At 63.9% G+C, this 13,218-nt stretch carries 11 protein-coding genes; 3 read left to right on the top strand and 8 right to left on the bottom strand.

The window, feature by feature from the left end; all coding sequences use genetic code 11:
• Nucleotides 1-2 precede the first annotated feature (2 nt).
• The 4 genes from F3H95_RS13675 to F3H95_RS13660 form a co-directional block, all read right to left on the bottom strand.
• On the bottom strand, nt 3-995 hold the full coding sequence (locus F3H95_RS13675) for an ABC transporter permease (protein WP_149746393.1): 993 nt from the start codon (nt 993-995) through the stop codon (nt 3-5).
• Nucleotides 995-2,008 (bottom strand): ABC transporter permease, encoded by a 1,014-nt coding sequence (locus F3H95_RS13670; protein WP_143124382.1) that lies wholly within the window; start codon nt 2,006-2,008, stop codon nt 995-997. The genes F3H95_RS13675 and F3H95_RS13670 overlap by 1 nt, the downstream gene beginning before the upstream one ends.
• Nucleotides 2,001-3,494 carry a sugar ABC transporter ATP-binding protein gene (locus F3H95_RS13665; protein ID WP_149746392.1) on the bottom strand — a complete coding sequence of 498 codons (1,494 nt, stop codon included), beginning with the start codon at nt 3,492-3,494 and terminating at the stop codon, nt 2,001-2,003. The genes F3H95_RS13670 and F3H95_RS13665 overlap by 8 nt, the downstream gene beginning before the upstream one ends.
• 116 nt (nt 3,495-3,610) lie before the next feature.
• Entirely contained in the window at nt 3,611-4,588 is a 978-nt protein-coding gene (locus tag F3H95_RS13660) for a substrate-binding domain-containing protein (RefSeq protein ID WP_143124384.1), read from the bottom strand.
• 249 nt (nt 4,589-4,837) lie between these two features.
• Here F3H95_RS13660 and F3H95_RS13655 point away from each other — a divergent pair, with 249 nt between their 5' ends.
• Nucleotides 4,838-5,914, top strand: coding sequence for a LacI family DNA-binding transcriptional regulator (locus tag F3H95_RS13655; protein ID WP_143124385.1), 1,077 nt, complete (start codon nt 4,838-4,840; stop codon nt 5,912-5,914).
• Nucleotides 5,915-5,980: 66 nt separating this feature from the next.
• On the opposite strand, the gene F3H95_RS13650 is transcribed toward F3H95_RS13655, so the two are convergent.
• From F3H95_RS13650 to F3H95_RS13640, 3 genes are read right to left on the bottom strand one after another with little or no spacing between them, the layout of a single operon-like run.
• Nucleotides 5,981-7,222, bottom strand: coding sequence for an amidohydrolase family protein (locus F3H95_RS13650; RefSeq protein ID WP_149746391.1), 1,242 nt, complete (start codon nt 7,220-7,222; stop codon nt 5,981-5,983).
• 14 nt (nt 7,223-7,236) lie between these two features.
• Nucleotides 7,237-8,859: a gamma-glutamyltransferase gene (locus F3H95_RS13645; RefSeq protein WP_348530058.1), complete on the bottom strand. Its 1,623-nt coding sequence runs from the start codon at nt 8,857-8,859 to the stop codon at nt 7,237-7,239.
• Nucleotides 8,856-10,052 (bottom strand): amidohydrolase family protein, encoded by a 1,197-nt coding sequence (locus F3H95_RS13640; protein ID WP_149746390.1) that lies wholly within the window; start codon nt 10,050-10,052, stop codon nt 8,856-8,858. The genes F3H95_RS13645 and F3H95_RS13640 overlap by 4 nt, the downstream gene beginning before the upstream one ends.
• A gap of 158 nt (nt 10,053-10,210) precedes the next feature.
• Between F3H95_RS13640 and F3H95_RS13635 the strand changes: the two genes are divergently transcribed.
• Entirely contained in the window at nt 10,211-11,017 is an 807-nt protein-coding gene (locus tag F3H95_RS13635; protein WP_244618009.1) for a GntR family transcriptional regulator, read from the top strand.
• Between the two features lie 158 nt (nt 11,018-11,175).
• Here F3H95_RS13635 and F3H95_RS13630 read toward each other — a convergent pair whose 3' ends face one another.
• Nucleotides 11,176-12,501, bottom strand: coding sequence for an FAD-binding oxidoreductase (locus F3H95_RS13630; protein ID WP_143124388.1), 1,326 nt, complete (start codon nt 12,499-12,501; stop codon nt 11,176-11,178).
• Between the two features lie 232 nt (nt 12,502-12,733).
• On the opposite strand from F3H95_RS13630, the gene F3H95_RS13625 reads away from it, so the two are divergent.
• Nucleotides 12,734-13,216 carry an Lrp/AsnC family transcriptional regulator gene (locus tag F3H95_RS13625; protein ID WP_143124389.1) on the top strand — a complete coding sequence of 161 codons (483 nt, stop codon included), beginning with the start codon at nt 12,734-12,736 and terminating at the stop codon, nt 13,214-13,216.
• The last annotated feature ends 2 nt before the right edge of the window (nt 13,217-13,218 follow it).

Raw genomic sequence — 13,218 nt, 5'->3', positions numbered from 1 at the left:
GGTCATGTCTTCTTTCTGCTCTTGGCGAAGGAGGTGGAGATTGTCCGCGCGGCCATCACGACCACCATCAGCACGCCCCAGAGCGCGGTGGCGAGGTGCTGGTTGGCCCCCATGAGGTTCAAGCCGGACGAGAGAAGCTGGAGGACGATCAGGGCCACGAAGACCGGCAGCACGCGGCCGAAACCACCGAACGGGTTGATGCCGCCGAGAAAGGCCGCCAGTACCGTGATCAGCAGATAGGATTCGCCATGCCCGACGCGCACCGAGTTGAAGCGCGCCAGCATGATCAGCCCGGCAACAGCGCACATCAGGCCGGAAAGCGTGTAGACCAGCACGAGAATGCGGCGCGTATCGAGACCCGAATAGCGTGCCGCCTCGATATTGGAGCCGATCATCAGCAGACCGAAGCCGAGCTTGAAGCGCGTCAGCAGCAGGTGCCAGAGGCCGACGCAGGCGAGAAAGATCAGAAGCGGAACCGGCAGGCCGAGAAGGGAACCGTGGCCGATCGTGGCGATGAAGGCCGGAAAGCCGGAAACATCGCCGCCCCGCGTCAGGAACTCGCCAAGACCACGCAGGAAGATCATCATCGACAGCGTGACAAGAATGGGATGTGCGCGGGTATAGGCAATCAGGACACCGGTCATCATGCCGGCGAGACCACCGGTCGCAAGTGCGGCGACTGCGGCCAGAGCGCAGGCCCCGCCAGAGGCATCTGCGCCGCCATGCGCCTGCAGCACCCAGGCTGCGGCGAGGCCGGCGAGATTGGCCGTGAAGGTAACCGCCAGATTGATGCCGCCGGTCAGCAGCGGCAGCAGCATGGCAAGCGTCAGCAGCCCGAGTTCGGGTAGCTGGAAGGCGACGGAGCCGAAGGTGGCAGCGGAAAAGAAATTGTCCGCACCGATGCCGAAGATCACCAGGACCGCGACGAGGGCAAACAGCGGTCCCGCCATGTCGGCGCCGAGCGTGGCGTTGAGACGCTGGATCAGGCTGTTCATCAGCGAGGACCTCCTGTGCGGGGACGCGCCCTGGCAAAGGCCGGCAGAAGCTTGTCGAGACGCGCCGACGACAGCGTGATGGCGACGAGGATGATGGCGCCGACAATCATCTTGAAGGCAAACGGCGAGACGCCCATCAGGTTGAGGCCGTTCTGGGTGATGGAGACCATCAGAACACCGAGCACGCAGCCGATGACGGAGCCCTTGCCCCCGCCGAGCCGCGCGCCGCCGAGCACGGTTGCGGCCAGCACATCGAGTTCGCGGCCATAGAGGGCATTCGGTACCACTTCCTCGGCATAATGTGCCTGCATCAGTCCCGCGATGCCCGCCATCAGGCCGAGCCAGCCGAACGAGATGTAGTGCATGGCGCCGATATTGATGCCGAAGCGACGCGCGCCTTCCGGATTGTCGCCGAAGGCATAGAGCTTGCGGCCCGTGGTCGTGCGCGAGATCAGGAACCAGGTGGCCCCGCAGCAGATCAGCATCACCACCACCGGCAGGGTCAGTTCCACCCAGGAGCCATCGGCCATCTCGCGTTCGTAGAAGACCACGCGCGTCGTCAGCCAGTCCGGCAGATTGTAGATCGACACACCCTTGGTGAAGAACATCAACAGACCGAAGAAGATGTTGAAGGTGGAGATCGTCGCGACGATGGAGATGATGCTGAGGCGGTAGACCAGGAAGGCATTCACGAAGCCGAGGCCGAGGCCGATCGCCCCGGCGATGAGGAAGCCGAGCGCCCAGTTTCCGCCGCCGACCACCCCGAGGGCCAGCACCGCAAGATACTGGACGACGGAGGCGGCGACGGCGAAGGAAATGTCGATGCCGCCCGAGATCAGCACGACGAGCAGACCGACCGCGAAGATGATGTTGACCGCCGACACATTGAGAACGTCAAACGCATTCGACAGCGTGAGGAAGCGGTCGGTCGCAAGCGACAGGCCGGCTGAGAGCACCAGCATGACGACGATCAGCGCCACCTCGGTGGTGTGGGCGAGAACGAACCTACGCATAGACGGCGGCCTCCAGGTCTGTCAGCGACATCCGTCGCGGGTCGTAGATCGCGCGGATGCGGCCCTCGACCATGTGGATGATGCGGTCTGCGTTGAAATAGACTTCCGGCGGTTCATCCGAGATCAGGATGATCGACAGGCCCTCCGCGGAGAGCTTGCGGACGATATCGAAAATGCCCGCCCGCGCGCCGACATCGACACCGACGGTCGGCGCGTCGAGAATGAGGATGCGGGGATCGGTCGCAAGCCACTTGGCGATGGCGACACGTTGCTGGTTGCCGCCGGAGAGCGTGCGGATCGGATCATCGGGCGTGCCGATCTTGACGCCGAGCGCGGCGATCCATCGCCGCACGACATCGGCCTTGCGCGTCAGCGAGATCAGGCCGCCGGAGAGGATGCGGTCAAGGGAGGCCATGACGAGATTGTCTGCAATCGATTGCGGCTGGTTGAGACCGAGCGACAGGCGATCCTCGGAAAGATAGGCAACGCCTTCGCGGATCGCATCCCGGTTCGAGGCGAAGCGGACAGGCCGCCCCTCGACCTCAATGACACCGGAATGGGCAGGCTTCATGCCGAACAGCGTCAATGCCAGTTCGGTGCGACCGGCGCCGAGCAGGCCGGTAATGCCGAGCGTTTCCCCGCGCCTCAGATCGAAGGAAATGTTCTCGAATTCACGATGGCGCGACAGGTTGCGGACGGAGAGAACGACCGGCTGGTCATCATGATCGCTGGCGATCACTGCATTGTCGAAATTGCGGCCTGTCATCAGTTCGGTGACGCGGGACTGGGTCAGTCCCTCGACCGGAAAGACGCCCACCAGTTCGCCATCACGCAGCACCGTCATGCGGTCGGAAATCTCCAGCACTTCGGCCAGGCGATGGGAGACGAAGACGACAGCAACGCCGGACGCCGACAGCGTTCGGACGATCTCGATGAGATAATCGGTTTCCGACTGGGTCAAGGACGCGGTCGGCTCGTCCATGAACACCAGACGCGCCTCGCCGACCAGGGCGCGGGCGATCGCGACGATCTGGCGCTGCGCGATCGGCAGTTCCTTCAGCGGCATGTGCAGATCAAGCGTCACGCCAAGCTTCGCCAGCGCCCGTTCGGCCGCCGCGTGCACGGCGTGGCGGCTCACGAGGCCGAACCGGCCGTTCACCGCATGCTGGAAGCCGATGTTCTCCGCCACCGTCATTTCGCCGAACAGGGCAAGATCCTGCCAGATCACCTGGATGCCGAGGGATTGCGCCAGCGTCGGCGTCATGGCCGCAACGGGCTTGCCGTCGAACCGCAGTTCGGCGCCCGCTTCCGGCCTGTAGACACCGGTGATGACCTTGATCAGCGTGCTCTTGCCGCAACCGTTTTCGCCGGCCAGGCAATGCACCTCGCCCGGACGCACCTCGAAGGATACGCCCTTCAAGGCCCTGACGCCACCAAAGGTGACGTTGATGTTCCTGAGTGACAGAAGTGGCGGCTCACTCGCCATGGCATGTCTCCGTCCTGCGCGGCCCGTGCGGATGACGGACGACGCGAACTGTCGCTGCGATGTGGGAATGAGGCCGCGGGAGGGCTGCCGCCCGCGGCCGGATCACGCAAGAAGGCTCAGAGGCCCATGCCGACGAGCTTGTCGATACTGTCCTTGTTGATTGCCAGCAACTGGTCGACGATGATGGTGTTGCCGTCCGGATTGACCTTGCCGAGACCCGGAATGTCGTCACCGGCCTTGATGCCCTGCCCCTTGGCCAGACGGTCGGCCAGCGTGACGAAGACTTCACCGGCCTGCTTCGGGTTCCACATGAAGCCGCCCGTCAGCGCGCCGGACTTGATGAGCTTGGCGCCCTGCCCCGGCGAGAAAGGCCCGATGACGAAGACCTTGCCGTCCTTGCGACGCTCCTCGACGGCGCGGCCGGCACCGATCGGCCCCTGCGAGCCGAAGGCGAGAAAGCCCTTGAGATCCGCATTGGCGGCCATCAGGTCGAGCGCGGTCGAGCGGCTCTTGTCAACATCCTCGGCCACGCCGTAGCGGTCGCCAACCAGCTTCATATCGGGATAGTTCGCCTTGATATAGGCAATGGCGGCATCGGCCCAGGCATTGTGCAGCGGCACGGTGAGCGAGCCAACGAAGACGGCATAGGAACCCTTGCCGCCCATCTTCTCGGCCAGAAGCTTGCCGTGCGCTTCACCAAAACCCTTGGCAGATGCCAGTTCGAAATCCCAGTCGGCGCCGACCTGCTTCGGGGATTCATGGGTGATGACCTTGATACCGGCGGCCTGCGCCTTCTTCAGCACGGGCTCAAGCACCTTGGCATCATTCGGAACAACGCCGATGTAATCCACCTTCTGCGCGATGAGATCTTCGATGGCGCGAACCTGAAGCGCCGGGTCGGCGCTGGTCGGACCGACCATGAAGCCCTCCACGCCAAGCTTGGCGCTCTGCTCCTTGATGCCGGCTTCCATGGCATTGAACCACGGGATGCCACCGATCTTGACGACGACGCCGATCTTGGGACCTGCTGCAAGGGCACTCGACGCCAGAAGCGCCAGCGACAGACCCAGTGCGGCTGCGAACATTTTCTTCATGAATCTCTCCTCCTCCTCGAGATCCGAAGGCAAGGAAGAACCGCCCGCGGAAGCGACACGACTTCCGCGCCCGACGTTTTCCGTTCCGGTTGCGGAACGTCCTCCCTTGCCGCCTCCCTGTTGCGACCCATCATGCACAATCGTTGTTGCAACATTGCACAATCGATGGTGCAATCAACTTACCAGCAAAGAGCCTTTCGTCAAGTGGGCTCTTGTCCTACACAGGGACGTGACGGAGAGTGAGAAGGCATGACGACGAGAGAGCAAAAGAAAGCAACCATTTACGATCTGTCGGTCGTCTCGGGCGCATCGGCATCCACGGTCAGCGCCGTGCTGAACGGCACCTGGCGCAAGCGGCGTATTTCGGAGGAGACGGCAGACAAGATCCTGTCGCTCGCCAAGGAGCACGACTACAAGGCCAACCTTCAGGCACGGGCGTTGCGCAGTTCCCGCTCCGGGCTTACGGGCCTGCTGCTGCCGGTCTATGACAACCGGTTTTTCTCGTCGATGGCACAGACCTTCGAGGCACTGGCTTCGAAGCGGGGCCTGGTTCCCATGGTGGTTTCCGGACGCAGAGATCCGCAGGAAGAATGCCGCACGGTGGAATCGCTGATCGCCTATTCGATCGATTCACTGTTCATTGCCGGCGCCACCGATCCGGACGGCGTTCATGACCTCTGTGCAAGGGCCGGCCTTGCGCATGTCAACATCGATCTGCCCGGCAGCAAGGCCTCGTCTGTCATTGCCGACAACCGGCAGGGCGCGGTGGCATTGACGCAGGCCATCATCCGCCACGCACAGGAAATCGGGCCCCTTGGGCCGGATGATGTCTTCCTGTTCGGCGGGCGCGACGATCATGCAAGCCGCGAGCGCATTGCCGGCTTCCACGCAGCCAAGGCGGCCATTTTCGGCGAAAACACCTTCGGTGACATCGAGATCACCGGCTATTCGCCGGGCATGACGGCCGCCGCCTTCGAGCGTTTCTTTGCCCGGCACCGACGCCTGCCGCGCTGTTTCTTCATCAATTCCTCGATCAACTTCGAGGGCCTGCTGCGCTTCATGGCGCACCATCCGGGCGAGGCGTTCGGTGACATCGTGGTGGGCTGCTTCGACTACGACCCGTTTGCGTCCTTCCTGCCCTTCCCCGTCTACATGATCCGGCCCGACATGCCGGCCATGCTCGACAAGGGCTTTGCGCTCCTGGACGCGCCGCCCGCCACGCCTCAGCTCATCATGGTGGAACCGCAACTGGTGCCGCCGCGCACCGCTCTGGAGGGACCGCTCGATGCACTGGATGATCCCTCGACACTGTCCCCCGGAAGCTGACGCACCTGTACCACACCCGCCACCGGCGCCTCCTGCCCGGACCCTGCAAGCGGGAGGAAGATCGGGTCATACGTCCCGTGCTGAAGGATAAAACAGTGCGGGCCAGCCGTTCCAGAAGCTTTTGCGCCCACTCTTCCAGCCGCCGATCACACGGGCAACCTCACGGACGGCGCTGCCGGGATCGGCCGCGTCGACAAGCACGATGGTCGCCTCGCCGCCGGTCTCGAGACGGCGGGACCGGTTGATGATACGCCCCGGCAGGGAGGTCACCATGTCGAAGGCAAGCGCCAGATCCTCCCCGCGCGACACCTGCGCCACATTGGCCTGCAGATTTGCCATGCGGATCAGCGAGCCATCGCCATAGGGGGTAAACGGATTGAGCACGTTGTTGGTGGCAACCGCCGTCACCACGCCCTCGCCGGCCAGACGATGCAGGGGCGCAACGCCACGCGGGGTCAGGACCGGCATCTCACGACCGTTGAGGAACAGATCGGTGGCCGGCAGCGCGACCAGTGCGATGCCTGCCTCTGCCAGCGCACGACCGATCGCCTCGACGCGTTCGGGCAACATGGCGGCAAAATTGGTAACATGACCGATGGTGACGCGGCCACCCCAGCCCCGACGGGCAGTTTCCGCGATCACCGCCGGCAGGTTGGTGCGCTCCGGGTTCAGATCGAAATCGAGATGGAAATCGACATCGACATCATGCTTTTCCGCAAGATCGAAGATCAGTCGGATATGCTCGGCCGGATCGGGGTCGGTATAGGGACAGCCGCCGACGAGATCCGCCCCGTCGGCCAGCGCCTGGTCGAGCATCGCAAGCGTCTCCGGCTCCTGCGTCAGCCCTTCCTGGGCAAAGGCACAGAGCTGGATATCGACGGCGAAGGCGAAATCGGTGCGGATGCGGGTGAGCGCCGCAAAGGACCGGAAGCCGGCGCGCGGATCGATCTCCACGAAGCTGCGCATCGCCGTCGTGCCATGGGCAATGGCCTTTTCCACCACGCGGGCGGCGCGGCGATAGACGTCGTCCTCGGTAAAGCCCGCCTTGGCTTTCGCCGTTTCGCGCACGGCCTCGGCCAGCGTTCCCTCGCAGATGCGGCAGCGATCGAGAATGCAGGCCTTGTCGAGATGCACATGGGCATCGGTGAAACCGGGAAAGGCAAGCGCACCCCGCGCATCCACCTCCTCCACTGCCTCGCAGCGAAGGCCGGCCGCCAGCGCCGCTATACGTCCCTCGGCAACGGCAATGTCGAGGAGATCGGGTCCGGCCGCGAGACGGGCGTTGCGAATGAGGAGATCGAAGGTCATGGGCTCTCCGCTCGTTACAGGGCGATGGCACCGCCATCGCTGCGGGGATCGTGTGCGCCGGTGATCACGCCATCATCGTCCATACGAATGATGCCGGCCTGACCACCCAGCGGGCTGAAGTGATCAAGCATCGAGACGATGTGCCCCCTGGAGGAGAGGCCGGCGACGACATCCTCCCCGGCATTACGCTCCAGCTTCAGGGTGTCGCGACCATCCGAGAAGGTTCTGCCCAGCAGGAAGCGCGGCCGCGACAGAGCCTCGGCCGGATCGAGGCCGTGATCGATCAGCAGGCTGAGCAGCAGCGCCAGCGTCTGCGGCTGGCCATCGGCGCCTTGCGTGCCATAAAGCAGATGCGGCCGGCCGTTCCTCAGCGCAAGCCCGGGATTGAGCGTGTAGAATGGCCGCTTGCCGGGCTGAAGCCGGTTGGGGCTTGCCGGGTCAAGGCTGAAGCCCGCGCCACGGTTCTGCCAGAGCAGGCCGGTGTCGCCGACCATCACGCCGCTTCCCCAGTCATAATAGAGGCTCTGAAGCACGCAGGCCGATCGGCCCTCGGCATCGACAGCCGCGAGAAAGGCCGTATCGCCGTGGCGGTAGACGTCCGGCCATGGGCGTGCGGATTGCGGATTAACCGCCTCAGCCTTCGCGGCGAGCCGCGCGGGATCGAGCAGAGGATCGAAAGCGCCTGCCGCGACGAAATCCGGATCGGCGATTTGGCCGCGATCGAGAAAGGCCTGTTTCACCGCCTCGACCAGATGATGATAGAAATCGGCGCCCTCGCTTGCCATTTCGTCCGGCGCAAAATGGGCGAGCAGGCCCATGATGCCGAGCGTCGTCACGCCCTGCGTCGGCGGTGGCGGGGCGTAGAGCATCAGATCGCGGTAGGCGAGACGGAGCGGCGTCTCGAACCGGGCCTCGGTGGACGCAAGATCGCGCGCAGTGAGAGGCGAGCCGACGGCCGCAAGCCCCGCGGCGATCTCCGCGGCAAGCGCCCCCTCGTAAAACTCGCGTGGCCCATGCGCGGCAATGCGCTTCAGCGTGCGCGCAAGCGCCGGCTGCCGCTGTAGCCCCTGTCCGACGAAACGGGCTTCGAAACCCGGCCAGGACGCGCGCTCGGCGGCGCGAAAATCCCACCAGAAGCGCTGCGACGGGCTGACGACAAACCCCTCATCCGCCAGAAGAATTGCCGGTTCCAGCAGTTGCGACAGCGTTTGCGCACCGCCCCAGCGATCCCGCGACAGATCGAGCAGCCTGCCCCAGCCGTCGACGAGGCAGGCGGAGGTCAGCGTGGAGGCAGGCCCACGCGGCGGAAGCGCCGTGACGCCCGACACATTCTCGGCCGCCTGGCCGATTCCGAGCAGGCTCGTCACATCGCCACGGGCATCCGACAGCATCCAGACCGCATCGCCGCCCAGACCGCAGAAGTGGGGATAGACGACGGCAAGCGCAGAGCCTGCGGCAATCAGAGCCTCGATGGCATTGCCGCCCGCTTTCAGAACCGCGTGCCCTGCCTCGGCGGCAAGGCCGTGCGGGGCGACGATCATGCCGCGCCTGCCGCGTGCGTTTCGGCCGGCCGGCTGCCGATCCGCGTCTCCCTCGCCGCGCGTGCCCGTGCCCGTGCCCGTGACCGTCATCGTCATCGACCAATCATCTTGCCGTTCTCGGCAATCAGCCGGCCGCGCCGGAAGACCCGCCGGTTCTTCGGCACGCCGACGACCGCCTGCGGCAGATGCGGCGCATCGAGCGTGACGAAATCGGCCTTCGCGCCCACCTTAAGGCCATAGCCTGTTAGGCGCAGGGCGCGCGCGCCGGCGTCCGTCACGATGTCGAAGGCGTCGCGAAGCTCCGCATCGGTGTAGAAACCGGAGCGATAACCGATGATCTCCGCACGGCGCAGCATGTCGCCATCACCGTAGGGCCACCAGGAATCGCGGATATTGTCGCTTCCGGAAAAGACGGTAACACCTTCGGCGCGCAGCAGGGCGACCGGCGGGAAATTGTGGTTTCCGGGCGCATTGGTCATGATCGCCACGCCGCTTGCGGCAATTTTTGCCGCGATCTTGCGGGCGGCATCGGCCGAAAGATCGCCGAGTCCATAGGCATGGCTGACGGCGACATGGCCCTGCATGCCGAGCGCCACCGTGCGGTCGCAGATCTCCTCGATGGTAAAGGCGCCGAGCGTGCCGGCATCATGGAGATGGATGTCCACATCCACGCCACGCCGTTCGGCGATATCGAACACCACGTCGAGATGCCGGTCGATGCTGCGGTCGAAACTGGCGGGATCGAGGCCGCCGACCAGATCCGCGCCCATGCCGATCGCTGCATCCAGCAGGTCCGCCGTGCCGGCGCTTTTCAGGATGCCGCTCTGCGGAAAGGCGACAAGCTGGATGTCGATGAGATCGCGGTATTCCTCGCGCACCGCAAGGATGGTCTCGAGCGACGCCAGACCGACGGAGCCATCCACCATGACATGGCTGCGCATCTGCAGGCTGCCGCTGGCGATGCAGAGGTCGAGTTGATTGCGCGCCCTGACATCCATCGGCGCTGCCTTCGACATGTTCTCTGCCTGAAAGGTCACCCTCTCGTGCACATCAAAGCCATTGGTGCAGGGGCGATGCGGCACCCAGACGTCCCCATGGAAGCTGGTATCGAGATGGATATGCCCTTCGACAAAGGCCGGAACCAGCAGATGCCCGGCAATATCGACGGCGACGTGTGCATCGCTTGCCTGCCCGGCCGGATCGATGGCGGAAATTTCTCCATCAACAACCGTGATGTCGCAAAGGCGGCCGTCCATCATCCGGGCATTGGTGAAAAGAGTTTTCGTCACGTGACACCTCTCTCGACGCAGGAACACCACCAGCCAGCATTGTCAGGGCGCGGGCGCAAACCTGAAGGCGGGCCGAAGAATGCCATCGGAAGTCCCGGAAAAGCTCCCATGCGACGGCTTCCGCGTGGCTTTTATCTCTGATCTACGGATAAGATAAATTGCATGCAATCTCAAGATCGATTTGCGTACAAAATTTACGATTCAAAAGGATGCAAAAGTTTCGCTATAAGGTGGGCAATCATGAGAAGCAGCCGAACTCAGAGGGCCGCATGTCCACACAGCAAAGCCGCAGCGATGCGATCTATGCCTCCCTCAGGCGGGCCATTCTCGAGCAGGCGCTGAAGCCCGGGGTGAAACTGCCCGAGGATTCGATTGGCGACACCTTCGGCGTCAGTCGCACCAGTGCGCGCAACGCCCTCCTGCGGCTCGCCGCCGATGGTCTGGTGGATATAAGGCCGAACCGCGGGGCTTCTGTTGCCATGCCTGCTCTTGAGGAAGCCGAGGAAGTTTTTGCGTTGCGCCGCTGCCTCGAACGCGAGGTGATCGAAAGGCTCTGCCGGCGCATGCCGAAGGATGGCATCGACGCGCTGATCTCTCATGTTCGCGAGGAGGAGCGCGCCCTGAAGGCTGCTTCGCCACGCTCGATCCGCCTTGCCGGCGAGTTTCACATCCTGCTTGCGGAACTGACCGGTTCAAAGCTGCTCATCGACTTCGTCAGCCAGGTCGTCTCCCGCTCATCACTGATTCTTGCCCGCTACGGCCGTCCGCATTCCGCCGAATGCGGCATAGACGAACATATCCAGTTGATCGAAGCCCTGAAAAACCTTGAGGCGAACACGGCAACGGACATCATGGAGCACCATCTGCACGCCGTCGAAGACCGTGCCAAGGCGCACGACAAGGAGGCCAGCCCGGACATTGCGGAAGTGCTCGAGCGCTATCGGTCCATGGCCGACAATCTTTAGACGCGGATGAGCGGGCAGCCGGCAGCCGGGCGAAGGGCGAGGTTGCCTCTCGCCTCTCCTGGAAAGCCGACGATCGTTTGGGCGTGATCAAGGTGCAAGGCCTGCCGCCGTGATCCAACCTGCCCGGAGGTACACGGCAGAAGCCTGTGACAGCCTGCTCAAAACTCGGCCACCTGGCCCCATGCGCTCCCGTTCAGGCGCTCCAGACGATAGGGACGCGGATCGACAATCGGTGAACTGCCCGTGACGATATCTGCGACCAGATGTCCGGCGCCGGGCCCGATGCCAAAACCGTGGCCGCTGAAGCCTGCGGCAAGCACGAAGCCCGGCAGGCTCGGCACGTCGGCGATGACCGGCACGCCATCCGGCGTGCTGTCGATGTAGCCCGCCCAGCTTGCGGCAAGGGCCGCATCCTTCAGGTCCGGCAGCAGGGACCTGGCCCGCGCAAGCGTCAGTGCCACCTGGGCTTGATCTGGCACCGGATCGAGAATGCGGTTGCGCTCCATGGGCGTCTGCGTGTCAAGCGACCAGCGCGAGAGGGTTTCGTGCCCCGCCATCACCCCCTGCAGCCCACCAGGCGCCAGGGAACGCCAGCGCTTGGCAAACATCGGCAGAAAATACTGGGCAAAGCGCATCTGCTGCGGCGTGATATCGACCCGTGCCTTGCCGCTGATTGCCAGGCGGAAGTGCTCGCTGCCGCGGCGGGTGATCGAGACGTCCCGGGTGTGAAGGGCGTCGGGAAGATGTGCGCCGTCAAAACGGACATCGAGAATCGAGGAACGGATCGAGGCCTGCGGAAAGCGTATGCCAAGCTGGCGGCAAAAGGACGAGGCCCAGGCCCCGCCGGAGAGGATGGCAAGCGGGGTGCGGATCGTGCCCCACTCAGTGACGACGGCACTCACCTTGCCGCCTGCAGTCTCGATCCCGCGGGCCGCACACATCTGGTGAACGGTTCCACCGAGCGCCGCAACGGCCCGCGCCACCACAGGCGCTGCCCGCACCGGATTGGCGATACCATCGGTCGGGGAGAAGACACCACCCTTCCAGCGGCGCCCGGTGGCGGCCCCGCGCGCACTGGCTTCATCCGCCGTCAGCATGTGAGTGGTCACGCCGACGGTGCGGGCAAAGGCGCCCCACCGCGCCCAGCCGGCAAGTTCCGCCTCGTCATTGCTCAGATAAAACAGGCCGCAGCGGCGAAAGCCGGTATCCTCGCCCGTTTCGGCGGCGAAGGCATCCCACAGTGCAAGACTGCGGGTGGAAATCGGCAGTTCCCGCTGATCGCGGTTCTGCTGGCGGCACCAGCCCCAGTTCCGGCTGGACTGCTCGGCACCGATACGGCCCTTTTCGACAAGCGCCACCTTCAGCCCGCGCCGCGCGAGATAATAGGCCGAGAACACGCCGACAATGCCGCCGCCGATGACGACGGCATCCGCCTGCCTGGGCAGCGCAGCGGTGGTCTCGATATGCAGCAGCGGTGAGGGCATGGTCTTTCTCCGGATGATGACGGCATCTTATCCGCAGGAAACTGCGGGCGATGCCGCAGCGCGGCAATCCACAGCATTTCATGCTGCATATCGGGCGACAGCCGGCGTATTATTGCAGCATGAAATATCATAGGCTTGCGGAAATTCAGGCATCTGCCCGGCAACTGCGCCACAGCCGGACACGCAGATTATGCCGATCATCGGCAGTCTGTCACAACCCATGGAGAGGCCCGTGAAACTGGACCGCATCGACATCAAGATCCTCTCCGAACTGCAAAAAAACGGCAGGATCACCAATGTGGAGCTGGCGGACCTCGTCAACCTCTCGCCCAGCCCCTGCCTGATGCGCGTCAAGAAGCTGCAGAGCGAGGGCTACATCACCGGCTATTCGGCACAGATCAACGTCGCCAAGCTTGGGCAGACGCTGACGGTGTTTACAGAGGTGACGCTGAAGAACCACCGGCAGATCGATTTTGCCCGCTTCCTGGCGGCAGTGGAAAAGCTGGATTCCGTCATCGAATGCCATCTGGTGTCCGGGGGCTACGACTATCTCCTGAAATTCGTCACCGCCAGCGTCGTCGAATACCAGACGATCATGGAGCGGCTGATCGACATGGAAATCGGCATCGACAAGTATTTCAGCTTCGTCGTGCTGAAGTCGCCTATCATCAAGGCGCACATGCCGCTCACGAGCCTGTTTGGGGAACCGCAATAATC

It is taken from the genome of Rhizobium sp. RU35A, from assembly GCF_900156005.1.
In the GTDB taxonomy this organism is placed as follows: Bacteria; Pseudomonadota; Alphaproteobacteria; order Rhizobiales; family Rhizobiaceae; genus Neorhizobium; species Neorhizobium straminoryzae.
Note: the sequence above shows the minus strand (reverse complement) of the source record. Positions and strands in the feature narration are given on the sequence as shown.

Coding starts and splice junctions, on each gene's coding strand:
- F3H95_RS13675 (WP_149746393.1), bottom strand. CDS start 995: ATGAACAGCCTGATCCAGCGTCTCAACGCCACGCTCGGCGCCGACATG.
- F3H95_RS13670 (WP_143124382.1), bottom strand. CDS start 2,008: ATGCGTAGGTTCGTTCTCGCCCACACCACCGAGGTGGCGCTGATCGTC.
- F3H95_RS13665 (WP_149746392.1), bottom strand. CDS start 3,494: ATGGCGAGTGAGCCGCCACTTCTGTCACTCAGGAACATCAACGTCACC.
- F3H95_RS13660 (WP_143124384.1), bottom strand. CDS start 4,588: ATGAAGAAAATGTTCGCAGCCGCACTGGGTCTGTCGCTGGCGCTTCTG.
- F3H95_RS13655 (WP_143124385.1), top strand. CDS start 4,838: ATGACGACGAGAGAGCAAAAGAAAGCAACCATTTACGATCTGTCGGTC.
- F3H95_RS13650 (WP_149746391.1), bottom strand. CDS start 7,222: ATGACCTTCGATCTCCTCATTCGCAACGCCCGTCTCGCGGCCGGACCC.
- F3H95_RS13645 (WP_348530058.1), bottom strand. CDS start 8,859: ATGACGATGACGGTCACGGGCACGGGCACGGGCACGCGCGGCGAGGGA.
- F3H95_RS13630 (WP_143124388.1), bottom strand. CDS start 12,501: ATGCCCTCACCGCTGCTGCATATCGAGACCACCGCTGCGCTGCCCAGG.